The sequence below is a fragment of the Streptomyces gardneri genome (assembly GCF_006539185.1).
In the GTDB taxonomy this organism is placed as follows: domain Bacteria; phylum Actinomycetota; class Actinomycetes; order Streptomycetales; family Streptomycetaceae; genus Streptomyces; species Streptomyces gardneri.
This window is the reverse complement of sequence record NZ_BJMN01000060.1, coordinates 1-26570: the sequence shown is the minus strand read 5'-3', so window position 1 is coordinate 26570 and position 26570 is coordinate 1. Positions and strand designations below refer to the sequence as shown.

At 72.2% G+C, this 26570-nt stretch carries 22 protein-coding genes; 11 read left to right on the top strand and 11 right to left on the bottom strand.

Going from position 1 to position 26570, the window contains the following annotated elements:
* Positions 1–119: 119 nt before the first annotated feature.
* Complete coding sequence (locus tag SGA01_RS35535; protein ID WP_141302025.1) at positions 120–4370, bottom strand: nSTAND1 domain-containing NTPase; 4251 nt, start codon at positions 4368–4370, stop codon at positions 120–122.
* A gap of 17 nt (positions 4371–4387) precedes the next feature.
* Positions 4388–4765 (bottom strand): CU044_2847 family protein, encoded by a 378-nt coding sequence (locus tag SGA01_RS35530; protein WP_229918341.1) that lies wholly within the window; start codon positions 4763–4765, stop codon positions 4388–4390.
* A gap of 173 nt (positions 4766–4938) precedes the next feature.
* Here SGA01_RS35530 and SGA01_RS35525 point away from each other — a divergent pair, with 173 nt between their 5' ends.
* Positions 4939–5346 (top strand): CoA-binding protein, encoded by a 408-nt coding sequence (locus tag SGA01_RS35525; protein WP_141302023.1) that lies wholly within the window; start codon positions 4939–4941, stop codon positions 5344–5346.
* A gap of 32 nt (positions 5347–5378) precedes the next feature.
* On the opposite strand, the gene SGA01_RS35520 is transcribed toward SGA01_RS35525, so the two are convergent.
* Positions 5379–5942 carry a YbaK/EbsC family protein gene (locus tag SGA01_RS35520; RefSeq protein ID WP_141302021.1) on the bottom strand — a complete coding sequence of 188 codons (564 nt, stop codon included), beginning with the start codon at positions 5940–5942 and terminating at the stop codon, positions 5379–5381.
* A gap of 44 nt (positions 5943–5986) precedes the next feature.
* Entirely contained in the window at positions 5987–6559 is a 573-nt protein-coding gene (locus SGA01_RS35515) for a helix-turn-helix domain-containing protein (RefSeq protein WP_141302019.1), read from the bottom strand.
* Positions 6560–6670: 111 nt separating this feature from the next.
* On the opposite strand from SGA01_RS35515, the gene SGA01_RS35510 reads away from it, so the two are divergent.
* Positions 6671–7534, top strand: coding sequence for an EamA family transporter (locus SGA01_RS35510; protein WP_141302017.1), 864 nt, complete (start codon positions 6671–6673; stop codon positions 7532–7534).
* Between the two features lie 83 nt (positions 7535–7617).
* On the opposite strand, the gene SGA01_RS35505 is transcribed toward SGA01_RS35510, so the two are convergent.
* A complete protein-coding gene (locus SGA01_RS35505; RefSeq protein ID WP_141302015.1) occupies positions 7618–8373 on the bottom strand; it encodes an acyltransferase in 756 nt (251 codons plus the stop codon).
* Positions 8374–8506: 133 nt separating this feature from the next.
* On the opposite strand from SGA01_RS35505, the gene SGA01_RS35500 reads away from it, so the two are divergent.
* On the top strand, positions 8507–9034 hold the full coding sequence (locus tag SGA01_RS35500; RefSeq protein WP_055644734.1) for a gamma carbonic anhydrase family protein: 528 nt from the start codon (positions 8507–8509) through the stop codon (positions 9032–9034).
* An 85-nt stretch (positions 9035–9119) separates the two neighbouring features.
* Here the strand turns inward: SGA01_RS35500 and SGA01_RS35495 are convergent, their stop codons facing one another.
* The 3 genes from SGA01_RS35495 to SGA01_RS35485 form a co-directional block, all read right to left on the bottom strand.
* The gene (locus SGA01_RS35495) at positions 9120–9773 is read right to left on the bottom strand and encodes a DedA family protein (protein ID WP_141302013.1); all 654 of its coding nucleotides are present in this window, start codon (positions 9771–9773) and stop codon (positions 9120–9122) included.
* A gap of 66 nt (positions 9774–9839) precedes the next feature.
* On the bottom strand, positions 9840–12386 hold the full coding sequence (locus tag SGA01_RS35490) for a beta-glucosidase family protein (protein ID WP_141302011.1): 2547 nt from the start codon (positions 12384–12386) through the stop codon (positions 9840–9842).
* A gap of 161 nt (positions 12387–12547) precedes the next feature.
* The gene (locus SGA01_RS35485) at positions 12548–13000 is read right to left on the bottom strand and encodes a DUF4442 domain-containing protein (protein WP_174867632.1); all 453 of its coding nucleotides are present in this window, start codon (positions 12998–13000) and stop codon (positions 12548–12550) included.
* 82 nt (positions 13001–13082) lie between these two features.
* Here SGA01_RS35485 and SGA01_RS35480 point away from each other — a divergent pair, with 82 nt between their 5' ends.
* The gene (locus tag SGA01_RS35480) at positions 13083–14219 is read left to right on the top strand and encodes a DUF8017 domain-containing protein (RefSeq protein ID WP_141302009.1); all 1137 of its coding nucleotides are present in this window, start codon (positions 13083–13085) and stop codon (positions 14217–14219) included.
* A gap of 87 nt (positions 14220–14306) precedes the next feature.
* The gene (locus SGA01_RS35475) at positions 14307–15668 is read left to right on the top strand and encodes an MFS transporter (RefSeq protein ID WP_141302007.1); all 1362 of its coding nucleotides are present in this window, start codon (positions 14307–14309) and stop codon (positions 15666–15668) included.
* Here the strand turns inward: SGA01_RS35475 and SGA01_RS35470 are convergent.
* A complete protein-coding gene (locus tag SGA01_RS35470; protein WP_141302005.1) occupies positions 15630–16475 on the bottom strand; it encodes a spermidine synthase in 846 nt (281 codons plus the stop codon). The genes SGA01_RS35475 and SGA01_RS35470 overlap by 39 nt on opposite strands.
* A 23-nt stretch (positions 16476–16498) precedes the next feature.
* Positions 16499–17215, bottom strand: coding sequence for a DNA alkylation repair protein (locus SGA01_RS35465; protein WP_141302003.1), 717 nt, complete (start codon positions 17213–17215; stop codon positions 16499–16501).
* 96 nt (positions 17216–17311) lie between these two features.
* On the opposite strand from SGA01_RS35465, the gene SGA01_RS35460 reads away from it, so the two are divergent.
* Positions 17312–18082 carry a TVP38/TMEM64 family protein gene (locus tag SGA01_RS35460; protein WP_141302001.1) on the top strand — a complete coding sequence of 257 codons (771 nt, stop codon included), beginning with the start codon at positions 17312–17314 and terminating at the stop codon, positions 18080–18082.
* Between the two features lie 19 nt (positions 18083–18101).
* Here the strand turns inward: SGA01_RS35460 and SGA01_RS35455 are convergent, their stop codons facing one another.
* Entirely contained in the window at positions 18102–19271 is a 1170-nt protein-coding gene (locus SGA01_RS35455; protein ID WP_141301999.1) for a thiolase family protein, read from the bottom strand.
* 103 nt (positions 19272–19374) lie between these two features.
* On the opposite strand from SGA01_RS35455, the gene SGA01_RS35450 reads away from it, so the two are divergent.
* The 5 genes from SGA01_RS35450 to SGA01_RS35425 form a co-directional block, all read left to right on the top strand.
* A complete protein-coding gene (locus SGA01_RS35450) occupies positions 19375–19836 on the top strand; it encodes a winged helix-turn-helix transcriptional regulator (protein WP_141301997.1) in 462 nt (153 codons plus the stop codon).
* Positions 19837–19960: 124 nt separating this feature from the next.
* Positions 19961–20833, top strand: coding sequence for an undecaprenyl-diphosphate phosphatase (locus tag SGA01_RS35445; RefSeq protein WP_141301995.1), 873 nt, complete (start codon positions 19961–19963; stop codon positions 20831–20833).
* A gap of 568 nt (positions 20834–21401) precedes the next feature.
* The gene (locus SGA01_RS35435; protein WP_229918340.1) at positions 21402–22172 is read left to right on the top strand and encodes a leishmanolysin-related zinc metalloendopeptidase; all 771 of its coding nucleotides are present in this window, start codon (positions 21402–21404) and stop codon (positions 22170–22172) included.
* Between the two features lie 264 nt (positions 22173–22436).
* Positions 22437–25103 carry a hypothetical protein gene (locus tag SGA01_RS35430; protein ID WP_229918339.1) on the top strand — a complete coding sequence of 889 codons (2667 nt, stop codon included), beginning with the start codon at positions 22437–22439 and terminating at the stop codon, positions 25101–25103.
* Positions 25104–25121: 18 nt separating this feature from the next.
* The coding region (locus SGA01_RS35425) for a M28 family metallopeptidase (RefSeq protein WP_167534248.1) at positions 25122–26570 on the top strand (1449 nt) is incomplete at its 3' end.

Genomic DNA, 26570 nt, shown 5'->3' with positions numbered 1-26570 from the left:
TGAGGACGGGGCGTCAGCCCCCGCCCTCATCTCCGTCCCCCGTCCCTGTCCCCATCCCCATCCGTCCCCCGTCCCCCGTCCCTGTCCCCATCCCCGTCCCGATCCCCTCCGCGTCCCCATCAACCCGACCCGCACGCCTCGGCGAACTCCTCGCTGTCCCCGGCCCGTTCCCTCTCCGCCTGCGTCGGTCCGCGCTGGGCGAGCGCACAGAGCCGCTCGATCGACGCCTCCGCGTCGAGAGGGACGGTGTAGGGGCGGGACCCCTCGACCGCGGTGATCCGCTCGCCGGTCGAGTTCGGCGACAGCGTCGTGTCGAAGCGCACCCAGTAGCGGTACCGCATGGTCTTGTCCCGGGTGTCCCAGACCACTTGCTCGCCGGCGCGGGTCATCGTGTGCAGAGTGTCGCCCCGCTCGTCGAGGAAGCGGCCGAGCGCGTACACGCCGTCGCCGGTGAGCACGCCCTCCCACGCCTTGCGCCCGATGTCCCAGATCCGGACGGATCCGCCCGCGTAGTGCACCGCGAGCCGTTTCCCGTCCGGGGAGACGAGCAGGCCGCGGACGGATTCGCCGTGGTCCCCGCGCGCGATCCACCGGGTGTACTCGCCCGTGTCGAAGTCCCAGCCGCCGACCTCTCCGACGGTCCGCACGACCGCCTTGCGCGTGCCGGGCACGGCGGCGCCCCAGGTGCCCGCCGCCGCCCCGGCGAGCGCCCACTTCTCCTGCTCCGAGGGTCGGTACGGTCTGCCGTCCTGCCGCCCGGTGTCGAGGTCCCAGCGCGACATGTAGGAGAGCCCCGAGATCACAGCGTGCCGGTCGTCGGCGAAGGAGGTGACGATCCACGACGGGGTGAGCCCGGTCAGCGGATCGGGTCCCTTGGCGGTGAGATCGGGCGGGGCCGGCAGCTCCAGCTCGTGCTCCCTCGTGAGGGTGTGCGTGGTGCCGGGTCCGGACGCGCCTTCGGTCAGCCGCCAGACGAGCATGCTGCGCCGGTCCTCGGTGACGGTCAGAACGCGGGATCCGTCGGGGCTGAAGGTGGTGTACGAGCGGGCCAGCGGTTTCGGCGACCGGGCGGAGCCCATCAGCGCGCGGGTCTTCAGGTCCCACAGCTGGAGCACACCGCCCGTGGCGTCGACGACCGCGAGGCGCCTGTGTTCCCCGTCCGCGGTGCGGAAGCCGCTGAGCAGGACGTTGGTGTCGAAGGCGTCCGGAGGACGGACCCGTGCGGTGACGATGCTTCCGCCGACCGCGACGGCGGCCCGCAGGTCGTCCGGCGGGCCGTTGATGGCCACCGCCGGAAAGCCGTTCCGGCCCGTGACGGAGGCGTCCTCGGGTGCGGGGGACGGCACGTCGAACGTACCGGGCCAGCCTTTCTCCAGGTCGACGACGAGGAAGCGCATCCGGCCGAGGTCGCCGCCCATGCGGCCCACCGGGTTGACGAGGTAGCGCCCGGTGGTGTCGAGCCGGGGCACGTGGAGCGGGCAGACCTCCACCGTCGTGGTGGTGTACGTGTGTGAGCGCCGCGGCTCGCGGCCGAGCCGCCACACTTCGAGGGTGCCCTGCGCTGTGCAGGTCACCAGGGTCCGGCCGTCGCCGCTGACGGTCGCGGAGGCGGCCGCCCGCTCGCCCCAGGGACGCTTCGGCGCTCCCGTCGCGAGGTCCCAGGCCAGCAGGCGGCCGGGCGCGTCGTCCCGGGCCGCACCGGCGGGCACGATCCGGCTCACGACCGTGCCGTCCGTCCCGAACCATGCCTCGACCGCGTCCCAGCCCTTCGGCGGGGTGAGCGTCCGGCCGACGCGGCCGCCGTCGGCGGTGCGCCACACGAGCACCCCTTCCCGACGGATCGCGGCGAGGACCCGGTCCCCGCCGCCGTCGAAGCGGAGGTCACTCGCGGGGCGCGGGTTCTTCTTCGCGGCCTCGGCCCCGCGCAGCGGGACGTACCGCACCTTCGCCCCGTGGTCGAAGGCCGCCTCCTCGGAGGCGTGGACACCGAGGGAGACGACGCCCCATTCGCTCGACCTCGCCATGACACGACCGTTCGGCGAGACGGCGAAGCGCGCGTTGTCGCCGGTACGCGTCCGGGCCCACGGCTCGGGCCGCTCGGCGTCGGCCGTGCGCAGGTCGAGCTGGACGACGTCGCCGCCGTCCAGGAGGGCGTACACCTGCTCACCGGAACCGGTGAAGGAGAGGGCCCTGACATCGGACCTGCCCTCCATGACGACACGGTCGACGTCTCTCATCCGCAGTTCCTGGGCGATCAGCGTCGAGCGGGCCGGCTGCCGGTCCGCGGCGCGGTAGGCCCCGACGGCGAACAGCGACGAGGTGGTGAGTGACACGCCGTCGAGCGAGGCAGCCTGCTGGGCCAGCCGGTCGGAGGTGAGCCGCCGCTGCTCCGCGACCATGCCCCGGTAGAGGAAGGCCCCCACGACCAGCGCCAGGGAGGAGACGACGGCGACGATCGCGGTGAGCAGCCGCACCCGTCGCGCGCGGGTGGCGCTCCGCGCGGCCTCCCTGCCTCTGCGGTCGCGCAGTTCCCCGCTGCGCCGGATGAACTCGCGGTCGTCCTGCGTGAGTTCGTCCCCCTGCTCCGCGAGTCGCTCCTCGGCCAGGGCCAGCGCGGGATCCTCCAGGAGGTGGCCGTCGGGCCTGCCCTCCCGCCGCCAGCGCTGCCCGTCGTAGCGCAGTGTGCCCAGCCACTCCAGGAAGGCGCGGTCCTCGGCGAGCAGCTCGGTCAGGGGGCGCCAGTGCGCGATGAGCGCCTCGTGCGCGAGCTCCACCGTCTCGCGTCCCTCCTCGTCCACGCCGAGCACGAGGATGCGGGAGTCGGCCAGCGCGCGGGCCACGGCCCACCGTTCCTCGCCCGCGTCGCGTCGGAGCAGTCGCGCCCGCAGCGCCGTCCGCGTCCCCGGCGGGATCCGCACGAGTGCACGCAGCAGACTCCTCGCGGCCGGCGAGGGATCCCCGCCCCGTACGTCGTCCCAGGCCGCGTCCGCCCGCTCGCCGAGGGCGCGGCCGACGCCGCCGAGTTGCTCGTAGACGTCGAACCGGAGGTGCCCGCCGCGGCGCTGCTCCCAGAGCGTCTCCAGGAGGAACCCGAGTAGCGGCAGCGCGCCGGGCCGCCCGACGGTGTCCTCGACGATCCGGGCCGCGAGCCCTGCGCCGTACTCGACGCCGGGTATCCCTTCCAGCGGTCGCACGACGGCTTCGGTCAGCTGCCGCACGGTCATCGGCCCCAGCTGGTGGGCGGGCGCACCGCCTACGAGCCGGCCCAGTTCGGGGTGGCTGAGCATCGCGTCCTGGAAATCGGAGCGGACGACCGTGAGCACCTCCGTACCGGGGCGCGCCGCGGCCTCCAGGAGCCGGCCGACGGTGTCGCTCAGCTCGCCGTCCGGCAGGGTGAGGAGGGCTTCGGCCTGGTCGACGGCCACGACCACGCGCCGGTGTCCGCCGTCGGCCGGCGGGGCCGGCGGCGGGGCGATCCGTCGTCCGGAGACGGCACGCACCAGGACGACCTCGACGCCCTGTTCCCTGAGGCGCGGTACGACGCCGGCCATGAGGACGGAGGACTTGCCGGACCCCGAGGGTCCGGTCAGCGTGGTGCAGCCGGTCGGTCCGCCTGCCTCCAGGAGTCCGAGGACCGCGGCGACGTCGGCGTCCCGGCCGAAGAAGTCGCGGGTGTCGTCCTCGGTGAAGGCGTGCAGACCGGGGAACGGGGACCGTGGGGCCAGCAGTCCGGCGAGTGCCGGTATCTGCTCGGTGATGGTCCGTGTCGGGATGCAGAAGCTCTGGCCGCCGGGCCGGGAGGCGGTCGCCGTGACGACGCCCACCACGGCGCCGGTCTCCTTGTCCCACACGCCCGCGCCGCTGAAGCCGGGGCGGATCGGGTCCGAGGCGCCGTCCGGGGACATCTGCAGCCAGCCGATACCGGTCCGTCCGTGGAGCGTGGCGGTGTGCCAGCCTCCCTCGGCCACGTTGTCGGGCAGCCCGAGGACGAGGGCCCGGTGCGCCATCGTCGAGGGCGGGTCGGCCATGACGACGGGACGCGCGCCGGGCAGGGCGCCGCCGAGGCGGAGCACCGCGAGGTCTCCTCGGCCGTCCGGCTGCTCGGGCACCCAGTCCCGGACGCGGGCGGTGACGGACTCCGCGTCACCGTGGGCCTGGAGCAGCCGCACGGCCAACGTGCCGCGGGGCGGCTCGGTGTGTCCGCGCGGCAGACCGGCGGCGTCGGTGACGACGTGGGCGCAGGTCAGGACGAGCTCGGGGGCGATCAGTACGCCGACACCGGCGACGCCCGCCGGGCCGGTGATCCGCACCGTGGCGGCGGCGAGCGCCTCCTCGGCGATCGCGTCGTGGGAGGGGTGCCGCTCGGTCATGGCTCGTCCGCTCCCGCTCAGCCGGCTCGGCGGGAGATGTCCGACCAGTTCAGGGTGACCGTGAAGTTCGCCTCGGTCCCCGTCGTCGCGATGACGACGTCGGCACCCGCGGTGAGGGAGATGCCGAATTCCAGGCCGATCTCGTCCGGAGGGTTCTCCATCTGCGTGAAGCGGGACACGAAGCTCTCCGCGACGGGCCGCACCGCGTCCAACATCTGGTCGAGGGTGCGCGAGGCCTGGACGGCGGCCCGCGCACCGCGTCCGACCCGGGTGACCGCGTCCGCGTCCTCGGCCTCCCTGATCCGCACCAGCACCGGCTCGTCACCGGGCCGCCCCGTCGGCACCTGCACCGTCACCTCGGCCATCGCGTACGCACTCCCGTCCTCGTGGGTCACTCGTCCGAGACGACCTGACCTCGGAGAGAGCGCCGCAGTCAAGACGATATGACGCCAACACCCTTACGGAACAGTCATGTTGGCGAGCGGGAATCCCACCGCGACCACGCCTGTTGAACACGTCGACGGCACCAGGGCGGCGCCGTCGAGCCACGGCCCTCAGGAGGCAGCGCGTGCACGGGACCCCGGAGACAATCCGCCAGATCCTCACCCGGAGCGGCGACACCTGGGCAGTCGTCGGCCTGTCGTCGAACGAGCGACGAGCCGCCTACGGAGTCGCGGCCGTCCTCCAGCGTTACGGCAAGCGGATAGTCCCCGTCCACCCGAAGGCCGAGACGGTCCACGGGGAGAAGGGCTACGCCACGCTGGCCGACATCCCGTTCCCGGTCGACGTCGTGGACGTGTTCGTGAACAGCGAGCTGGCGGGCGCGGTCGCCGACGAGGCGGTCGCGATCGGCGCCAAGGCGGTCTGGTTCCAGCTGGACGTGATCGACGAGGCCGCCTTCGCCCGGACCCGTGAGGCGGGGCTCGACATGGTCATGGACCGCTGCCCCGCGATCGAGATTCCGCGCCTCGGCTGACCGACCCGAGACGGGCCGAACCGCTCCCCGCCTCAGGCGAGCGGGAGACCGAGGCCCTCCAGGACGATCGCGCCGGGGAGTTGGGCGAAGGCCTTGCCCGGCACGATCAGCTTGCCGCGCCTGCGGCCGCTGCCGACGAGGACCCACTCGGTGTCCACGACGGCGGCGTCGACGAGGAGGGCCCAGTCGGCCGGGAGGCCGACGGGGGTGATGCCGCCGTACTCCATGCCGGTCTCGCCGGTCGCGGTGTCCATCGGCGCGAACGAGGCCTTGCGGGCGCCGAGGTGCTTGCGTACGACCCCGTTGACGTCGACCCGGGTCGCCGACTTCACGACACAGGCGGCCAGGGTCGTCGTCTCGCCCCGCCTGCCCGCGACGACGACGCAGTTGGCGGACTCGTCGAGCAGCGTGGGCCCGTAGTGCTCCACGAACGCGGCGGTGTCGGCGACGGCCGGGTCGGTGTCCACGTACACGAGCTGGTCGGCCGGTACGGGGCCACGCCAGGCGCGGAGGGCGGCGGCGACGGGTCCGGTGAGCTCGTCGAGGCAGTCGGGGGCGGGGCGGGCGTTGTCGAAGTCTCCGATGGGTGCGCGCATGCGTGTCACGCTAACAACCGGCGCCCGGTTCGCGGTCGTCCGTCTCAGCGTGCGGGCGGGATGGAGACGGCCATCGTCATCTCGACCGTCTCGTCGCCGTCGTTGCGGTAGGCGTGCGACACGTTGGCCTCGAAGACCGCGGACGTGCCGGCCGGCATCGTGTGCTCCACCTCGTCGACGACGAGGGTGAGGACCCCGGCGGTGACGTGCAGGAGCTCGGTGGTGCCGTCCGGGTGCGGGTCGGAGTCGCTGCCCTCGCCGGGCATCAGGGTCCAGGACCAGAGCTCCAGCGGTCCGCGGGCCTCGGTGCCGACGAGGAGGGTGGTGTGGCTGCCGGTCGAGGTGGACCACATGCGGACGGCCTGGTCTGGCGGGACCAGTCGGACCTGGGGGCCCTGCTCGTAGTCGAGGAGGGTCGTGATGGAGACGCCGAGGGCGTCCGCCAGCTTCACGGTGGTGCCGACGCTGGGGTTGGTCCTGGCCTGCTCGATCTGGATGATCATGCCTCGGCTGACCCCGGCCCGGGCGGCGAGCGCGTCCAGGGTGAAGCCCCGCTCCTTGCGCCAGCGCTTCAGGTTCCGGGCGAGCGACTGCGTGAGCTGATCGAGGTCCGACACATTCCGTCCAATATTTTGGATGACAGAGTTCAATGCACTGAACTACGGTGGGCTGTACCCGACTGTTCACTGCACTGTACTGCGTGCTGCCGCACGCGACTGCGAGGATCCATGACCGCCCTGTTCGCCCTGGCCACCGCCCTGCTCTGGGGTCTCGCCGACTTCGGCGGCGGGCTCCTCACGCGCCGGATCCCGGCCCTCACGGTCGTCGTGGTCTCCCAGGTCCTCGCGGTCCTCGTCCTCGGCACCCTCGTCCTCGCGACCGGAGCCTGGACCGAGGCGGGCCCCCAGCTCTGGTACGCGGTCGGGGCCGGAGTCGTCGGCCCGGCGGCCATGCTCGCCTTCTACAAGGCACTGGCCCTCGGCCCCATGGGCGTGGTCTCGCCGCTCGGTTCGCTCGGTGTCGTCGTCCCCGTCTCGGTCGGCCTGTTCCTCGGCGACCGTCCCGGGCTCCTCCAGCTCGCCGGCGTCGTCGTGGCGATCGTCGGCGTGACCCTCGCGGGCGGCCCCGAGCTGCGCGGCGCCCCCGTGCAGCGCCAGGCGGTCCTGCTCACCCTGTTCGCGGCCTTCGGCTTCGGCTCGGTGATGGCCCTCATCGCGGAGTCCTCCACCACCGTCACCGGCCTGTTCCTCGCCCTGCTCGTCCAGCGCGTCACCAACGTCCTGGTGGGCGGCGGCGCCCTGTACGTCTCCGTGCGCCGCGGCGGCCGGGCCCTCCCCGAGGGCGGTCCCGCCGTCATCCGCGCGGCCCTGCCCGCCCTCGCCTTCGTCGGCCTCGCGGACGTCGCGGCCAACGGGACGTACGCCATCGCCGCCCAGCAGGGGCCGGTCGTGGTCGCCGCGGTCCTCGCCAGCCTCTACCCCGTCGTCACGGCCCTGGCCGCGTTCGCGGTCCTGAAGGAACGCCTCCGCCCGGTCCAGGCGGCCGGCGCGGCCCTCGCCCTCGGCGGCACGGTCCTCCTGGCAGCGGCCTGACGCCCCGGCGAACGGCAGCGGCCCGACGTCTTGGCGAACGGCAGCGGCCCTACGTCCCGGCGAACCGACCGGCGGGACACGGCCTACGAGGACGTGCCCGCCTGTTCGACCTCCCAGGCCGCGAGCGCCGCGAGCTGTTCCGAGGTCACGTGCTCCGGGATCGGCTGGGGGGCCGGGGTGCGCAGCGGCGGCTGCCAGCCCTTCTCCGGGTCCCAGCTGCGGACGACCCTGGCCGGGGCGCCCGCCACCACCGAGTGGTCCGGCACCTCGCCGCGTACGACCGCGCCCGCGGCGACGACCACGTTCCGGCCGATGCGCGCGCCGGGCAGGATCACCGCTCCCGTGCCGAGCCAGCAGCCGGGCCCGATGGAGACCGGCTCCGAGCGGGGCCACTGGCGGCCGATGGGCTCGTCGGGGTCGTCGTAGCTGTGGTTGGTCGAGGTGATGTAGACGTATGGGCCGCAGTAGGTGTCCGAGCCGATGGTCACCGTGGTGTCGGCGATGACGTGGCTGCCGCGCCCGAGGACCACCCCGTCGCCGAGGGTCAGGACCGTCTCCGTGCCGAGGTCGAGGCCCGGCAGCATCCCCGCCGTGAGGGTGACCTGTTCGGCGATGATGCAGCACTCGCCGATCTCGATCCACGGCTCGCCGAAGACCGTGCCCTGCGGGAAGGCGAGCCGGGTCCCCGCGCCGAGGCGGCGGAAGCGCAGCTTCCCCGGGTGCTCGGCGGTGACGGAACCGGCCTGCTGCGCCCAGCGCCAGGCACCCTGCACGGCAGCGGCGACGGCCCTGCGCCGCCAGGCGGCGAGGGATGAGAACGTGTTTCTGTTCCTGGGCACCCGGCCACGGTAGTCGGCGCCGTCGTGCCTGATCAGTGCGGTGCGCTGTGATGTCGGTCATGGGCACCGCATAGGGTGCGGCCGGGGGCCACCCCCGGGCGTGACACGACGGCTGAACGATCAGGAGCGAACCATGGCAGAGGCGTTGATCAAGGGTGTGGGCGGTAAGGAGCCGCAGATCGACCCGACCGCGTTCACGGCCCCGACCTCGGTGGTGCTGGGCGAGGTGACCCTCGGCGCCCGCGCCAACATCTGGTACCACACCGTGCTGCGGGCGGACTGCGGTCCCATCGCGATCGGCGAGGACTCCAACATCCAGGACAACTCCACGGTCCACGTCGACCCCGGCTTCCCCGTCTCGATCGGGGCCCGGGTGACCGTCGGCCACAACGCCACCGTGCACGGCTGTGTGATCGAGGACGACGTGCTCGTCGGCATGGGCGCGACGGTCCTCAACGGGGCCCGGATCGGCGCGGGCTCGCTCGTCGCCGCCCAGGCGCTCGTCCCGCAGGGCATGCAGGTGCCGCCGGGTTCGCTGGTCGCCGGCGTCCCGGCGAAGGTCCGCCGCCCGCTCACCGAGGAGGAGAAGGCGGGCATCAAGCTGAACGCCGAGGTGTACCTGCACCTCGCGAAGAGCCACGCGGAGGCCTTCGAGGCCTGACGAAGCCCGAGCCGTACGCTCCGTACGTGAAGGAGGGCGGCACCCCGCGCGGGGTGCCGCCCTCTTCTCCGTCCTGCCGTCAGGCTCAGTCCCCGACGGTGACCGGCTCGGGCTCCACGGCGTCCGGCCGCTCCGCCGCCGCCTTCTTGGCGCGGTTCTTGATGATCAGCATCGAGGCGACGCCGATCACCACGGCGAGGACGAGGCCCAGCCAGGAGAAGCGCTTGAGCCAGGCCTCGGCGACGATGCCCACCGAGTAGATGACGGCCGTGGTGCCGCCGGCCCAGAGGATGCCGCCGAAGACGTTGGCGATGAGGAACTTCCAGTACGGCATGTGCAGGACGCCCGCGAGGGGCCCGGCGAAGATGCGCAGCAGGGCGATGAAGCGGCCGAAGAAGACCGCCCACATGCCCCACTTCTCGAAGGAGCGCTCGGCGAGCCCGATGTTGGCCTCGCTGAAGTGCTTCGGGAACCTCTTCCCCAGCCAGGCGAGCAGGGGCCTGCCGCCCTTGCGGCCGATGGCGTAGCCGATCGAGTCGCCGATGATCGCGCCGGCGGTGGCGCAGGCGCCGAGCACCCACGGGTTGATGTCACCGTGCTGCGAGGCGAGCAGCGCCGAGCTCACGAGCACGATCTCGCCGGGCAGCGGGATGCCCAGGCTCTCCAGACCGATCACCACGCCCACCAGCGCGTAGATCGCGACCGCCGGGATCGTCTCCAGCCATTCCTGCACGTGCAACGCGGTTCCTCCCGTGTCGGCCGCCCGGCGTGCACCGCGTCGGGCACGCCGGGGCAGCCTACCCGGTCAGGAGGGGCGGACCTCGACGCCGAGGCTGAGGCCGGGGTCGGCCGAGGAGGAGCCGACGCGGACGGTCCGGCGGCCCGTGCCGAAGAGCCACCCGTGCCGTGCGGTGTCCCAGGAGGACAGGGTGCGGGCGGTGACATGGACGGTCACCCGCCGCCGTGCGCCGGCCGCGAGCTCCAGGCGGCGGTAGCCGGCGAGGGCGGAGCGCGGCTGGTCGACGCCGAGGGCGGTCAGGTCCGGGGAGGGGCCGACGTAGACCTGGGCGACCTCGACGCCGTCCCGGCGGCCGGTGTTGCGGACGGTGAAGGTGACGTCCAGCCCTTCCGCGGCACCGGGGGCGACGGTCAGATCCTCGTACCGGAAGGTCGTGTACGAGAGGCCGTGCCCGAAGGGGAAGAGCGGGACGACGCCCTCCGCCTCGTACCAGCGGTGGCCGACGTGCACCCCTTCCCTGTACTCCTCCACCCCGCCCTCGCCCGGGTAGCGGCGCGGGTCCCCGGCCGTGGGGTGGCGGTCCTCGGCCGCCGGGAAGGTCTGGGTGAGGCGCCCGCCGGGGTCGGCGTCGCCGAAGAGGACGGCCGTGGTGGCGGCCGCGCCCTCCTGCCCGGGGTAGTACATCTGGAGGACGGCGGCGGTCCGTTCCCGCCACGGCATGGTGACGGCCGACGAGGTGTTGAGGACGACGGTGGTACGGGCGTTGGCCGCAGTCACCGCCTCGATCAGGGCCTCCTGGTGGCCGGGGAGGGCGAGGGTCACGCGGTCCTGGCCCTCGGTGGCGTCCTCGTAGGCGAAGAGCACGACGCTGTGCGCGGCCCGCGCGACCCGTACGGCCTCGGTCAGGTCGGCGGCGCGGGTCGCCCCGGTGACGGCGCGGAGCCGGAAGAGCTGACCGGCGGGGCCGCCGCGGGCGGTGACGGTCAGCTCGTGCGGTCCGGCGGCGAGGCGCCGGGTGGCACGCCGGACGTCGAGCCCGTCGGGCGCCCGGCCGAGGAGGCCGCCCACGAAGTACTCGGCGACGCCCTGTCCGACGGGGAAGAGCTCGGTGCCGTCGAGGGTGACGGTGGGCCGGGGGCCGCTGTAGTGGACGAGGAAGGTCCACTCGTCGGGGTCGGTGGCGGTCAGCGTGACCGTACGGGTCCAGGTGGCGCCGGCGGCGACGTCCACGCCCTCCAGGTCGACGGCGGGTGACAGCGGCGGCAGCGGGCGCCCGAAGAGGTCCTCCCCCACGGCGTACGCGACGGAGCCGTCCTCCCCGGCCCTGGCGCGGATCGCGTCCAGGGGGCTGGGTGCCGCGTCGGGGACGACATGGGCGCTGCCGCCGCCGCTGACGAAGGGCACGGAGGCCGTGGGCCCGAGGACGGCGAGGGAGCGGGCGGCCCGGTCGGTGAGCGGCAGGGCTCCGCGTTCGTTGCGCAGGAGGGTCGCCCCGGCGACGGCGACCCGCAGGGCGAGCCGGGCCCCGGAGGCGGCGTCCCTGGCGGGGCGCGACGGTGGGGCGTCGAGGAGCCCGAAGCGCTCGCGTACGGAGAGGATCCGGCGTACGGAGCGGTCGACGGTGGCCTCGTCGATCAGGCCCGCGCGGACGGCGGTGCGCAGGGCGTCGCCGTAATGGGAGCCGCCGGGCATCTCCATGTCGAGTCCGGCGGCGAGCGCGGGGCCTGTCGTGTGGACGGCGTCCCAGTCGCTCATGACCCAGCCGTCGAAGCCCCAGCGGTCGCGCAGGATCCCGGTGAGCAGGGTCGCGTTCTCGGCGGCGTGGACGCCGTCGACCTTGTTGTACGCGGCCATGACGGCGCCCGCTCCGGCGGCCACGGCGGCTTCGAAGGCGCGCAGCTCGGTCTCGTGCAGGGTCTGTTCGCCGGCGCGGACGTCGACGGTGGTGCGGTCGCGCTCCTGGTTGTTGAGGGCGAAGTGCTTGACGGTGGCGACGAGGCCCTCGGCCTGGATGCCGCGGATCTCCTCGGCGACGAGGTCGGCGGTGAGGAGCGGGTCCTCGGAGAAGGTCTCGAAGTTCCGTCCCGCGTACGGGGTACGGATGAGGTTGGCCATGGGGGCGAGCAGCACGTCCTGGCCGAGGGCGCGGCCCTCGCGGCCGATGACCCGGCCGTAGGCGCGGGCGAGGCCGGGGTCGAAGGCGGCGGCGAGCATGACGGGTGCGGGCAGGGCGGTCGCGGTGCGGCGGACGCGGATGCCGGCGGGTCCGTCGGCGAGGCGGAGCGGCGGGATGCCCAGCCGGGGCACGCCGGGGACGTGGCCGGCCTGGCCGAGGCTCGCGGGGTCGGCGGCGCCGTGGAGGAGGGAGACCTTCTCGTCGAGGGTGAGCCGGGCGAGGAGTTCGTCGACCCGGCCGACGGGCGGGGCGAGGGGGGTGGTCCGCCGGGGCCGCGTGCCGGCCGTCGCGGGCGAGGCGGCGGCCGCGAGGGCGGCGGCGCCGGTGAGCGCGAGGAGCAGCGCCCGCCGGGAGAGCCGCGGGCCGCGCCGCCGGGGCCGGGCGGAGGTGGCGGTCTCCGGGGCTGGGGCTGTGGCGGGTGACGCTTCGTCGGGCACGCGGCGGCTCCTTCGCACGGGGTGCGGGCCCGGCCCGGGTGCGTCCGTGCCCTGCCCGCACTATGCGTGACGGGGCGTCCGATTCCGGGGCGGCGGCCCGGAACACGTCGACCCCCGCACCCGAAGGGGGGTGCGGGGGTCGACGCGGGGTACCTCGTGGATCAGGCGTTCGGGCGCAGCGTCCACAGGACGGTCATCTCGCCGGTCACGGCGCCGTCCTCGCGGGTGATGTCGATCCGCACCGGGAACTCCGGCCGCTGTCCGGCGTCGAGTTCGGCGACGACCTCGGCCACGGGGCGGCCCAGGGTGGCGGTGGCGGTGACGACGCCCATGGCCAGCTTCTTGTAGGCGATCTCGGCGCTGACGGCGAGCGGCACGGCGCGGGTCAGCTGGTCGCCGAAGGCGGCGAGCACGATGGCGCCGCTGGCGGACTCGGCCAGGGTGAACATCGCTCCGGCGTGCGGGCCGCCGACGTGGTTGTGGTAGGCGGGCTGGTCCGGCAGGCGCACGACGGCGCGCTCGGCGGTGGTCTCCAGGAACTCCAGGTTGAGGGTTCCGGCCATGGGGACCGTGGCGGCGAGCATCTCGCCGACGGTCATCTGGTCTGCGCTCATGGCCGTGATGTTACCCACCGGTAGCAGCCTTGGCCATCCCTCTCGTGGCCCCGCCGCCGCCACACCTCTATCGTTACTGGCCATGTGGCCAGGACAGCAGCCGCCCGGGGGCGAGCAGAACCCGCAGGACCAGAGTCAGAACCCCTACCAGCAGTCGGGGTACCAGCAGCCGAACCCGTATCAGCAGCCGCCGGCCCAGCCCGGTTACCCGCAGCCGCCGACGCAGCCCGGGTATCCGCAGCAGCCCGCTCAGCCGGGCTACCCGCAGCAGGGGTACGGCCAGCAGGGCTACCCCCAGCAGCCGGGGTACCAGCAGCCGAACCCGTACCAGCAGCCGACCGTGCCGCAGTACGCGGTCCCGGGGCAGGCGATGGGTCCGGGGCAGCCCGGTGCGCCCGGCCCGGGCGGCGGCAAGAAGAAGTCGACGCTCGTGGCGATCGTCGCCGCGACCGCCGTGGTCGTCGCGGCCGGCGTCACCGGTTTCCTGGTGCTCTCCGAGGACGACGACAAGAAGCCGACCGCCGACGGCAAGCAGCCGTCCGTCGCGGCGCCCTCCACCGCGCCGTCCGAGGCCGGGGAGCCTTCCGCGCCGCCGCTCGACAACCCGCGTGACGGCGCGGCCCAGCAGCCGACGATCCCCGGCTGGAAGGTCGTCCACAACCCGAAGTACGGCACCCTGTTCGACGTACCGCCCGAGTGGGAGGTGATGAAGCCGGGGCTGATCACCTACTTCGACGACGAGAAGAAGCCCGGCACCCCGCTCGTCACGATGTCCAGCCCCACGCGCTTCAAGAAGAACTGGTGCTCCTACGACGTCGACAAGAACGGCACCCAGGAGACCTGGGGCCTGAGCACGGCGGGCACCAAGGGCGGCCAGGGCGCCAAGAACACGTCGGACGCCGCGCGCGGCGAGGCGGGCACCTGGGTGTGGGGCGGCTACGCGCAGCACATGCCCAAGAGCACCATCAAGATCTCCAAGCCCGTGCCGTACACGACGAAGTCCGGGCTCACCGGCAGCATGGCGACCGCCACGGCACCGGGCGTCAAGAAGCGCAACAAGTGCGAGTCCGACGGCAAGTCGATCGCGTTCACCTTCAAGAACACCAAGGGCGACTTCACGACCTGGGTGCTCTACGGACCCGACGGCGTCAAGGACGAGCTGCCGGACGCCACCATCAAGCAGATCCTCTCCACGGTCAGGCTCACCTCCGCGTCCTGACACGGACGGTGGGGAACTCCGTCCGGCGCTCCCCACCGTCCGGATATCGGTTTGGCAGGAGGGGGAGGCGACAGGGATAGTCCCGGGGTGACGAATCCCGCCGACTCCCCCCGCCGCACCCCCTTCGCCTCCCGCCGCCCCGAGTGGGCGGGCCGCAACTACGTCCTGCTCACGGCCGCGACGGTGGTGACCAACCTCGGCGCGCACGGCGCGCTGATCGCCACCACCTGGGCGGTCTTCGAGAGCGGGGGCAGCGCGGGCGACGTGGGACTCGTCGCGATGGCCCGCTTCCTGCCGCTCGTCCTCTTCCTGCTCATCGGCGGCGCGGTGGCCGACCGGATACCGCGCCACCGCGTGATGGTCGCGGCCAACGCCCTCAACTGCGTCTCGCAGGCCGTCTTCGCCGTCCTCGTCCTCTCGGGCGGGGCGCAGATCTGGCAGATGATGCTGCTCACCGCCCTGTGCGGCACCGGGCAGGCCTTCTTCAACCCGGCCGCCGAGGGCATGCTCCTGACCAGCGTCACGGGGGAGCAGGCCGGCCGGGCGTTCGCCGTCTACCGGATGGCCATGCACGGCGCCGGCATCGGCGGCGCCGCGCTGGGGGGAGCGCTCGTCGCCTTCGTCGGGCCCGGCTGGGTCCTCGCGATCGACGCCCTCGCCTTCGCCGTCGCGGGCGGACTGCGGGCCTTCCTCGATGTGAGCGGCACCCCCGAGCGGGCCCCGAGCGGCGGCCTCTTCGCCGATCTGCGCGAGGGCTGGCAGGAGTTCGTCGGCCGGCCGTGGCTGTGGTCGATCGTCGCCCAGTTCTCGGTGGTCGTGGGCCTGATCGGGGCGGTCGAGGCGGTCTTCGGACCGCTCGTCGCCCGGGACGAGCTGGGCGGCGCCCGCCCCTGGGGCATCGCGCTCGCCGCCTACGGGGTGGGAACCGTCGCCGGCGCCGTCCTGATGACCCGCTGGAAGCCGCGCAGGCTGCTGTTCGTCGGCACGCTCTGCGTCTTCCCGATAGCGCTGCCCTCGGCGGCGCTCGCCGTACCGCTGGACGTGGTGGGGCTCACGGCCGCCATGTTCATCAGCGGTATGGCGATCGAGGTCTTCGGCGTCTCGTGGATGACGGCCCTGCACCAGGAGATCCCGGAGGAGAAGCTCTCCCGGGTCTCCGCCTACGACTGGTTCGGCTCGACCGCCCTGCTGCCGCTGTCCACGGCGCTCGCGGGCCCGGCCGAGAGCGCGTTCGGCCGGAGCGAGGCCCTGTGGGGCGCGGCGGCACTGATGGTGTTCGTCACGGCCCTGGTCCTGCTGGTGCCGGACGTACGGAACCTGACCCGCCGTCCGCACACCAAGGAGGTCACGGGCGCGACCCCGGAGCAGGCGGCGGTGGAGAAGCAGCCCGTCTCGGCCGTCCCGCCCGTCTCAGCCGACGCCGAAGGCGCCCTCGGGCGGAACGGGTGACGGTACGGCCCCGGCGTCCAGGACCGGTTCAGCGTCCCCGGTGAACCGGTCGAGCGTCGCCCCGTGCTCCACGCGCGCGGGGAAGGCGTCCGCGGCGGCCCGCCGGGCGAGGTGGGCGATGTCGATCTCCCGGGCGGAGGCGACCAGGACCGCGTTCCCGAAGCGGCGGCCGCGCAGCACGGCCGGTTCGGCGACGAGGGCCAGTTCGGGGAAGACGGCGGCGAAGGTCGCGAGCTGGGAGCGGAGGAAGCCGAAGGGCGCGCCGTCGGCCAGGTTGGCGGCGTAGAGCCCGCCGGGCCGCAGGACGCGCCGGACCTCCCGGGCGTACTCGACCGAGGTGAGGTGCGCGGGCACCCGCGAGCCGCCGAAGACGTCGCCGACGATCAGGTCGGCCGAGGCGTCCGGGGCCGTCTCCAGCCAGCCCCGGGCGTCGGCTCCGTGGACGGTGACTCCCGAGCCCTCGGGCAGCGGCAGGTGTTCGGCGACGAGGGCGAGCAGCTGCCGGTCCGCCTCCACGACGTCCTGGCGCGAGCCGGGCCGGGTGACGGAGACGTACCGGGGAAGGGACAGCGCCCCACCGCCCAGGTGCAGGACGTCCAGCGGTTCGCCCTCGTCGGCGGCGCCGTCGACGACATGGGCGAGTCTGCGCGCGTACTCGAACTCCAGGTACGCCGGATCGTCCAGGTCGACGTACGACTGGGGTGCGCCGTCGACCGTCAGGAGCCACGCCCGCTCCCGGTCCACGTCGGGCATGAGGCGCGCGGTGCCCTGGTCGACCTCGCGGATGACGGGGATGTGCTCGTTCACGCTCTCATTGTGCCGATGTTCTCTCAGCCGAGGTTCTTCAGGGCCTCGCGGACGGAGAGCGGGGCGAGCAGGGAGCGGTTGGCGGCCACGAAGGCGCGCACCTCTCCGGGGGCGGTCTTGCCGTACTCGCGCAGGCTCCAGCCGATCGCCTTGCGGACGAAGAAGTCGGGGTGGGCGGCGCGGCGGAGGCAGTAGGCGAAGAGCCGGTCGGCGTCGGTCGCGTCCTTGTAGCGGAGCTGGTGGAGCAGCGCGGTGCGCGCCACCCACAGGTCCTCGTCCTCGATCCACTCGTCCATGCGGGCCGCGAGGGCCGGGTCGGCCGCGACGAGGCCGCCGACGACATGGGCGGCGAGGTGGTCGACCGTGTCCCACCAGGAGACGGTGGTGACGAGCCGGCGGGCGACGGGCAGGAAGCCGGAGGAGCAGCGCTTCACATGGCGGCGGAGGTAGTCGACGGCGAAGTAGTGGTACTCCCGCTCGGGCAGGGCGAAGCAGCGCAGGGCGATCGCGGTGCAGTCGTCCTCGTCGGGGCGGGGGGTGCCGTCGAGGACGGTACGGGAGAGGGCGCGGCGCTCGGGGGTCCGTACGCCGAGGAAGGGGGCGACGCCCTTCATGTACGCGACCATCTCCTGGGCCCGGAAGGGGTTGCCCGCGGCGGGGTAGAGAGTGGTGAGCCGCTCCAGGACGGTGTCGGCGAGGACGCTGCCGGGGACGGCGTCGGTCGGCGCGGTCTCGGTCATGGAGCCCTCTCGGTCACGGCACGGTGCGGTCCGTGCTCCGGACGGACATGACGCACATTACGGCGATCATACGGACCCGTCCGCTACTCTCCCCGAATGCTCGCTCCCGTGCCCCGGCCGCCGGGCTCTCTCGCAGTCCGCTGTTCCCAGGCCCTGCTCGCGCCCCGCTCGCGGCTCTCGATCCTCGCCCTGCTGCTGCTCTCCGCGGCGGGGCTCGTGCTGCTGTACGAGCCGCAGCGGCTGCTGTCCTCGGGCTGGCCGCAGCAGACGAACGGCGCGGGCGCGGTGATGCTCTTCGGCCTCGCGTACGGTGTGTGCACGGCGGCGTTCGTACCGCGCCCGGTGCTCAATCTGGCGGCGGGCGCGCTCTTCGGCTCGGCCTTCGGTCTGACGGCGGCGGTGGCGGGGACGGTGCTCGGTGCCGGGATCTCCTTCACCCTCGGCCGCTTCCTGGGACAGGACGCGCTGCGGCCGTTCGTACGGGGCCGCTGGCTGACGGCGGCGGACGGGCAGCTGAGCCGGCACGGTTTCCGCTCGATGCTGGCGATCCGGCTCTTCCCCGGCGTCCCCTTCGCGGCGGCCAACTACTGCGCTGCGGTCTCCCGGATGGGATACGTGCCGTTCCTCCTGGCGACGGCGATCGGCACGGTGCCGAACACGGCGGCGTACGTGATCGCGGGCGCCCAGGCCGGTTCACCGGGGTCTCCGGCCTTCCTCATCTCGGCGGGGTTCATCGTCCTGTCGGGTCTCGGCGCGGCGGTGGTGGCCTGGCGCAAGCGCCACGCCCTGCGGGGCACGTCCGGGACCCGGGCCGCGACCCCGGACGCGGCTCCCGCCCTGGAGCGGGAGCCGGTCGGCACGGCCTGACGACCTGGCGGCCCGGCTCTCAGAGCGCCTCGACGATCATCGCGTTGGCGAGACCGCCCGCCTCGCACATCGCCTGGAGGCCGTAGCGGGCGCCCCGGGCCCGCAGGGCGTGGACCAGGGTCGTCGCGATGCGCGTGCCGCTGGCGCCGAGGGGGTGCCCGAGCGCGATGGCCCCGCCGTGGGCGTTGACCCTGGCCGGGTCGGCGCCGGTCTCCTGCTGCCAGGCGAGCACGACGCTCGCGAAGGCCTCGTTGATCTCGAAGAGGTCGATGTCGGCGAGGGAGAGGCCCGCGCGGCGCAGGACCTTCTCGGTGGCCGGGATGACGCCGGTGAGCATCAGGAGCGGGTCGGAGCCGGTGACGGCGAAGCTGTGCAGACGGGCGAGGGGCCGCAGGCCGAGGCTCCGGGCGGTGTCGGCGGCCATGACGAGCACGGCGGAGGCGCCGTCGTTGACGGGGCTGCTGTTGCCGGCGGTGACGGACCAGTCGATCTGCGGGAAGCGGGCCGCGAAGCCGGGGTCCTCGAAGGCGGGCCGGAGACCGGCGAGGATCTCGGGGGTGGTCGCGGGGCGCACCGACTCGTCGCGGCGGACTCCCTCGTACGGGACGACCTCGGCGTCGAAGAGACCGGCCTCCCAGGCGCGGGCCGCCTTGGTGTGCGAACCGGCGGCGAACTCGTCCATGGCCTCGCGGCCGATCGACCACTTGGCGGCGATGAGCTCGGCGCTGACGCCCTGCGGGACGAGCCCCTCGGGGTAGCGCTCGGCGACGCCGGGTCCGAAGGGGTCGGCGCCGGGCGGCACGTTCGACCACATGGGGACCCGGCTCATGGACTCGACACCGCAGGCGACGGCTATGTCGTACGCCCCCGAGAGGACGCCCTGGGCGGCGAAGTGGACGGCCTGCTGGGAGGAACCGCACTGCCGGTCGACGGTGGTGGCGGGCACGGACTCGGGAAATCCGGCACCGAGCCAGGCGTAGCGGGTGGTGTTCATGGCCTGCTCGCCGACCTGGTCGACCGTACCGCCGATCACGTCGTCGACGAGGGCGGGGTCGATGCCGCTGCGTTCGATCAGGGCGCGCAGGGTGTGGGAGAGGAGGGCTACGGGGTGGACGTGGGACAGGGCTCCCCCGGCCTTGCCCCTTCCCATCGGTGTACGGACGGCTTCGACGATGACGGCGTCACGCATGACCAACTCCTGAGTTGGAAAAGTGGACCAACACTCGTCGGTAACATAACCCAGTCGGTTGGATTTTCAAACCCTCGTGCTGCTCCTGCCCTAGGCTGACTCCATGAAGGCCGCTCCCCGCCCCTGCTCGATCGCCGACACGCTCTCGCTCGTCGGCGAGAAGTACGCGCTGCTCGTGCTCCGCGAGGTCTCCCTCGGCGTGCACCGCTTCGACCGGATCGCGCGCAACACCGGCGCCCCGCGCGACATCCTCACCGCCCGCCTCAAGCGGCTCGTCGAGGCCGGGATCCTGGAGCGCGTGCCGTACAGCGAGCGCCCGCAGCGCTTCGAGTACCGTGCGACGGCCGCCGGCGAGGAGCTCCAGCCCGTGCTCCTGACCCTGATGGCCTGGGGCGACCGCCACCTCAACGAGAACGACCGCCCCGTCGTCCTGGAACACGACTGCGGCGAGATCCTCAGCCCCCGTGTCGTCTGCGCCCACTGCGGCGGAGAGGCCGACCGGCCGAGCCTCCGCGCCCACGTCCGGGCGCCGGGATGGACGACCTCGGGCCCCTACGAGGCCTGAAGACAGCCGATGTGGCCTGATCACGGGACCGTCACGGGCCTCATCGCGAGCGCGTCATCTTGGGACGGTACGCTGCGCTCGACCTTCTGACCGCACACGTACATAACGGGACGGCCCTAGCCCCATGAGTTGGTTCGAATCGTTCATCCTCGGACTCGTACAGGGGCTGACGGAGTTCCTTCCCATCTCCTCCAGCGCGCATCTCAGGCTGACCGCGGCCTTCGCCGGCTGGCACGACCCGGGCGCGGCCTTCACCGCGATCACCCAGATCGGCACGGAGACCGCCGTCCTGATCTACTTCCGCAAGGACATCGCGCGGATCGTCTCGGCCTGGTTCCGCTCCCTCACCGACAAGTCGATGCGCTCCGACCACGACGCCCAGATGGGCTGGCTGGTCATCGTCGGCTCGATCCCGATCGGCGTCCTCGGCATCACGCTCAAGGACCAGATCGAGGGCCCCTTCCGCGACCTGCGGCTGATCGCGACCACCCTGATCGTCATGGGCATCGTCCTCGGCATCGCCGACCGGCTCGCCGCGCGGGACGAGGCCGGCGGCCGCCACCGCGTCGTCCGCGACCGCAAGACGCTCAAGGACCTCGGCGTGAAGGACGGCCTGATCTTCGGCGTCTGCCAGGCGATGGCGCTGATCCCCGGCGTCTCCCGCTCGGGCGCGACGATCTCCGGCGGTCTGCTCATGGGCTACACCCGCGAGTCCGCCGCCCGCTATTCCTTCCTCCTCGCGATCCCGGCGGTCCTCGCCTCGGGCGCGTACGAGCTGAAGGACGCGGGCGAGGGGCACGTCTCCTGGGGCCCGACGATCTTCGCCACGATCATCGCCTTCGCCGTCGGCTACGCGGTGATCGCGTGGTTCATGAAGTTCATCACCACGAAGAGCTTCATGCCCTTCGTGATCTACCGCATCCTGCTGGGCATCCTCCTCTTCATCCTGATCGGCACGGACGTCCTGAGCCCCCACGCGGGCGAGTCCGCGGGCTGACGGAGCCGCCACGAGAACGGGCCCGCGCAGCGTCAGCTGTGCGGGCCCTTCTGCGCGGCGGACGGGGCTGGGGCAGTCCCACGCGGACACGCAGTGTGGCGATCGGCCTGTACGCGGAACCCGAACGCGCTGATGCCGAGCGCCACATACCGCACGGGGCAAGGCGCCGGCTCAATCGGCTTGAAGGTGCCCTCAGGACTCTCGAATTCGCACACGCTGTGTAGTCGACGGGCGTTGGGGAAGACGGCGATCCAGGTGGCAATCCCGATGCGGACCTCGGCACGGGTCCGGAGCGACCCTGACCACGTATCAGAGGGTCCACAGGGTGGTTTCCGGCGTCCCAGGAGGTACACCACGCGAACCGGAGACCCTCAACCAAATCTGGTTGCATGGTCTACAACTACGAACATGTTTAAGCTGGTTTGGGAGGGGATAAGGGCGGGTGCACGTGATGGGAGCAAGCGCCATGACCAGGCGAACCTACCAATCCTTCGAAATCTATACGGCCGTAGCGGACAGCGACCGTGCAGCGAAAATCGCCAAGACCACCTCTCCGTTCCAGATCGACGTGCGGTTCATCCAAGGACTGACGAACAGCCAGAAGGACGTCTTCGCCGAGGCCGCCGAGCGCTGGGCGCGCGTGATCGTCGGAGACCTGGAGACCGCGATCGTTCATGACTTCACCGGCACGGTCGTCGTCGACGACCTCCTGATCGATGCCGAAGGCGTGCCGATCGACGGCGTCGACAACGTTCCGAACATTCTCGGACAGGCCGGCCCCACGCGGTTCCGTCGGCACGACGCGATCAGCGGAGCGGGACTTCCCGCCACGGGGCGGATGAGGTTCGACAGCGCCGACCTGGCCCAGATGGAGGACGAGGGTTCCCTCCTCGACGTCATCACGCACGAGATGGGGCACGTGCTGGGCATCGGCACCGTCTGGACCGACTTCGGCCTGCTGAAGGACTTCCCCGGCGACGACCCCACGTTCGTCGGCCCCGGAGCCATGAAGGAGTTCGGCACGCTCGCCGGAGAACCGCCCGGCCCCGTGCCGGTGGCGAACGTCGGCGGCCTGGGCAGCGCGGGCAGCCACTGGCGGGAGTCCGTCTTCGACAACGAGCTGATGTCGCCGAGCATCGACGGCAGCAACAACCCCTTGAGCAGGCTGACGGTCGCGAGCCTGGAAGACCTCGGGTACACGGTCGACCTGGAAGCCGCGGAAGCGTACGAGCTTCCGAACTTCCTCAAGATCGCCCGCTCGGGCCGCACTCCGTCCTCGGCTCGGGAGCGCATCGTGCTCCCGACCATCCCGACACGTGTCCCCGCGGAGGCGCCGTGACGGGACTCGACACCGCCCGCACCGCCGCGGCCGGTTGACGACCGCGGCGGGGGCATCCAGCCATCGGGGATTCCACCTGTCGGGGACATCCATCCCTTCCGACCGGGGCGTTCCGCCCGAGGGAACGCTCCTCCCTCCGCGTGTCTCAAGGAGCACATGATGGGCCGGGAAGACGTACAGAAGCAGAGAAGCAGGTCGGGGCCCAAGGCGGACGAGCCCCTGAGGCTGGTCCCTGACGTCGGTGAACGGAAGGACTCCGGCGGCGTGCTGCGGAAGTTCGTCGATCCGGGGGCGACCCTGGGCCGCGCGTCGAACGCCCGCAAGGCCATCGACTCGTTCATGAAGGCACGCTCGAAGGACCTCAAGGCCGACAGGATGGATCTGCGGGAGGTGGACTCCAGCGAAGGCGCGGCCACCCTGCGCGTGCGCTACCAGCAGTTCCACAAGGGCCTTCCCGTCCTGGGCGCCACCGTCCAGGCCGTCGCCGACATCGAGCAGGCCGGCGTCGTCCAGGTCGACAACGGGGGTGACCTCAAGGTCGCCGACGCTCCCGACCCGAGCGAGGCCCGTGACGTCGAGGACGTCGAACGGGTCGCACTCGCGCCCTTCCGGAAGGACTACGAGACCGCCAGCATCTTCAAGGACGAACTCGCCTACCTCCGGGACACGACCAGGCCCGGACTGCCGGACGAGGACTACCCCACGGCCTCGATCGAGCTGCTGAAGAAGGGCAGGAGGAAGCCGGACGGGACGCTCCATCTCGTACACGACCTCTCCGTCGAGACCACCGGTCCCTTCGAGCACTTCCGTGTGGTCGTCGACGCCATCTCCGGCAAGCTGCTGTGGATCGAGCTCCTGGGCAAGTACGTGACGGCGAGCCTCAAGGTCTTCGTGCCCGATCCCGTCACCGAGTCGAACGACGGCACGCTCTCCAGTGCGTCGACCGCGGCCGACCTGAACCCCTTCCGGCACGACGTCCAGGCCGAGATCGCCACGGCCGTCAACGGCATCTTCCAACTCGACGGGGACTGGTTCCGCTGCAACGACTGGGACACCCCGGCGTTCGCGCAGCCCGCCGAGAACACCGCGACCTTCTCCTACGAGACCTACCCCCAGAACCGTGCCTTCCTGAGCGCGAACGCCTACTACTGGCTCGACGCCGTTGCCCGCTATCTCCGCGCCCTCGGCAACCCGACGCTCAACGGCAGCATGGAGAAGGTCGACGTCGACCCGCAGGCGTACGACTTCGAGGACCAGAGCGAGTGGATCGGCTCGGCGACGCCCCCGCGGATCCGCTTCGGCGAGGGCGGCGTCCCCGACGCCGCGGACCTCGGCGTCGTCGCGCATGAGTACGTCCACGGTGTGTTCCAGTGGCTGGGCGCCGAGCACGGCGGTTCCGGGGCATACGAGCACAGCGTCTGCGACGCCCTCCCGGCCATCTACCGTGACCGGTTCAACCTCAACGGACACCGCCGCACCGAGACGTTCCCCTTCGACAACAACGCGTCCGACCAGTGGAGCTCGGAGCGCAGGCTCGATCTGACCCAGCGGTTCGACGACCCGGGGTTCAACAGTTACAGCCGCAACCTGCGCAACTCGATGCTGGGCACGGCGCTGTGGCGGTGCTACCTGGGCATGGGCGGCGACTCGCCCGATGCCGCCGTCCGTGTCGAGGCGGCCGACGCCATGATCAAGACGATGATGGAGATGCTGCTCATCGTGCCCGACGACATCACGAGCAGTGCCGCGCACGCCGTGAGCATGGCCCAGGGCTGCATCACCGCCGACGCCGCCCTCACCGGTGGCCTCTACAGCAAGGTGATGGACGAGGCCTTCATCGCTCAGGGACTGTGGGCACGGCGGCCGGTGGACCTCTACATCTCGGACAGCGACACGGACCTCGGCGCCCAGCCGAGCGGTGTGCCGTTCTGGACCTCGCCCGACATCTGGGTCCGCAACAACCACATCAGTACCGGTGACAATCCCGAGCTCGGCCACGAGGCGCCGATCAACAACCAGCCGAACTACCTGTACGTCCGCGTCCACAACCGCGGGATCCAGCAGGCCGCGGCCGGCGGGTTCCAGGTCGACACGTACCGGTGCGACCCTGGCACGGGGATGATGTGGCCGACGCACTTCACGTCGCTGGGTACGTTGGTGATCACCGCACCGATTCCGGCGGGCGGCTCGGTGCGCGTCGGTCCGTTCGCCTGGACGCCCCAGATCGTCGACCACGAATGCCTGGTGGCCGTCGTCCACGGCGCGCAGGACCCGGCCATCACCGCCACCGTCAACGGGCCGGTGCCGAACGACCGCATCGTGCGCTTCGACAACAACGTGGGGCAGCGGAACGTGGCCCCGCAGATGGCGGCGCCCGGCGGCAAGACCCGCATGACGATCACGCTGCGGGGCGGCCTCAAGGCCACCGACGGCTCCTGGGAACTCGACGCGAGCGCACTGCCCGAGGACACACGCATCTCCGTCCGCACGCTGAGCCGCATGATCGAACCCGCGACGCTGACCGATCTGGAGGTCAAGGAAACCGGAGCCGTACGCAGCACCATCGAGATGAAGGGCGGAAAGGTCGCCGTCGTCGACGGGTACCGCCTCGACGCCGACGACCAGGTGACGGCCGAGATCACGATCGACTTCTCACACCAGGCCGAACACATGAAGCGCTATCCCTTCGTCGCCACGCAGTACCAGGACGGAACGGTCGTCGGACGCATGACGATCCAGATCACGGCCGTGAAGGAGCTGGACGACTTCTTCTTCGGCAACCCGCGCAGCGGCGAGATCCACATCAACACCTGCCCGTACTGGCCGAAACTCGGGCCCGGCAGCAAAGTGCCCTTCCTGCGCATCGAGGACGCGCTCGCCCGCGGATACAACGGCTGCGCCTACTGCCTCCCCGACCACAACACCGGCTGAGGCGGAACGATGGCTCGCGTGGAACGTGACCGTGACGCGGTGGCGGGGGCGGGCATGCCGCTCGTCTCCCCCGAGAAGGGGCACCCGCCCGGCCCCGCCACACTCGTCGCACCGACCCGGCGCAAGTGGACGGGCACCCTGCCCGACAAGTTCGTCGCGGCGCTCGTCGAGCTGGTGTCGACGGACGCCCTGAGAGAGACGGTCGAGGCCCTCGCCTCCTTCCACACCCGGCACACGTTCTCACCGCTCGTCGAGCAGGCCGCGGAGGAGATCGCGAACCGGTTCAAGGCCGCGGGATACGGCGACGTCACCTTGCGTACCTGGTCCAACGCCGGTCACAGCGCCGACAACGTGATCTGCACCAAACCGGGCACGGACGCCGGAAGCCCCGTCATCATCCTGTGCGGCCACTACGACAGCCGGATGGAGAACCTGAACGACGCGACGGCACGCGCCCCCGGGGCGGACGACAACGCCAGCGGGGTCGCGGCGGTCCTCGAGATCGCGCGCCTCCTGGAACCCGTCGCGCTCACCTCCACCGTGCGCTTCGTGGCGTTCTCCGGCGAGGAACAGGGCCTGTGGGGAGCCACCGCGTACGCCGCGGAGCTCCACGCGGCGGGCGCACAGGTCTTCCGGGTCGTGAACCTGGACATGGTGGGCAGACCGCCCGCGGACGGCTCCGTGACCGTGGAACGCGACATCGGGAACGCCGTGGCCGGCAACGACGCCGCGTCCCTGGCCTTCGGCGCGGTCATGGCGCAGGCCGCAGCGGACTACACGACCCTGCCGGTCAAGCTCGGCCACATCTACTCCAGCGACTACATGCCGTTCGAAGCACACGGCGACGTGACCATCGGCGCGTACGAGGGCGAGGGCAACCCGCACTACCACCGCACGACCGACGCGCCGGCCACGCTCGACTACGGCTACCTCGCCGACGTCACCAGGATCACCCTGGCGACTTTGCTCGCCGAGACGCTGGAGGCCGTCGACGAGGCGAGTTCGGCGGTGGACCTGTACATCCGGGACAACCCGACCGACACCGGCGCCCAGCCGAGCGGTGTGCCGTTCTGGACCTCGCCCGACATCTGGGTCCGCAACAACGACGTGAGTACGGGTGACGACCCCGAGCTCGGCCACGAGGCGCCGATCAACGACCGGCCGAACTACCTGTACGTCCGCGTCCACAACCGCGGCACCGCGCCCGCGGCGGCCGGCGTCGCCGAGGTGCGGACGTACCGGTGTGATCCGGGGACGGGGATGATGTGGCCGACGCACTTCCAGCCGCTGGGTACGTTGGTGATCACCGCACCGATTCCGGCGGGCGGCTCGGTGCGGGTCGGTCCGTTCGTCTGGACGCCCCAGATCGTCGACCACGAATGCCTCCTCGCGATCGTCTCGGCCGCCGGCGACCACGCGATTCCCGACATCTACCCGGGGGAGCTCAACCACGGTCTGCTGGCCAGG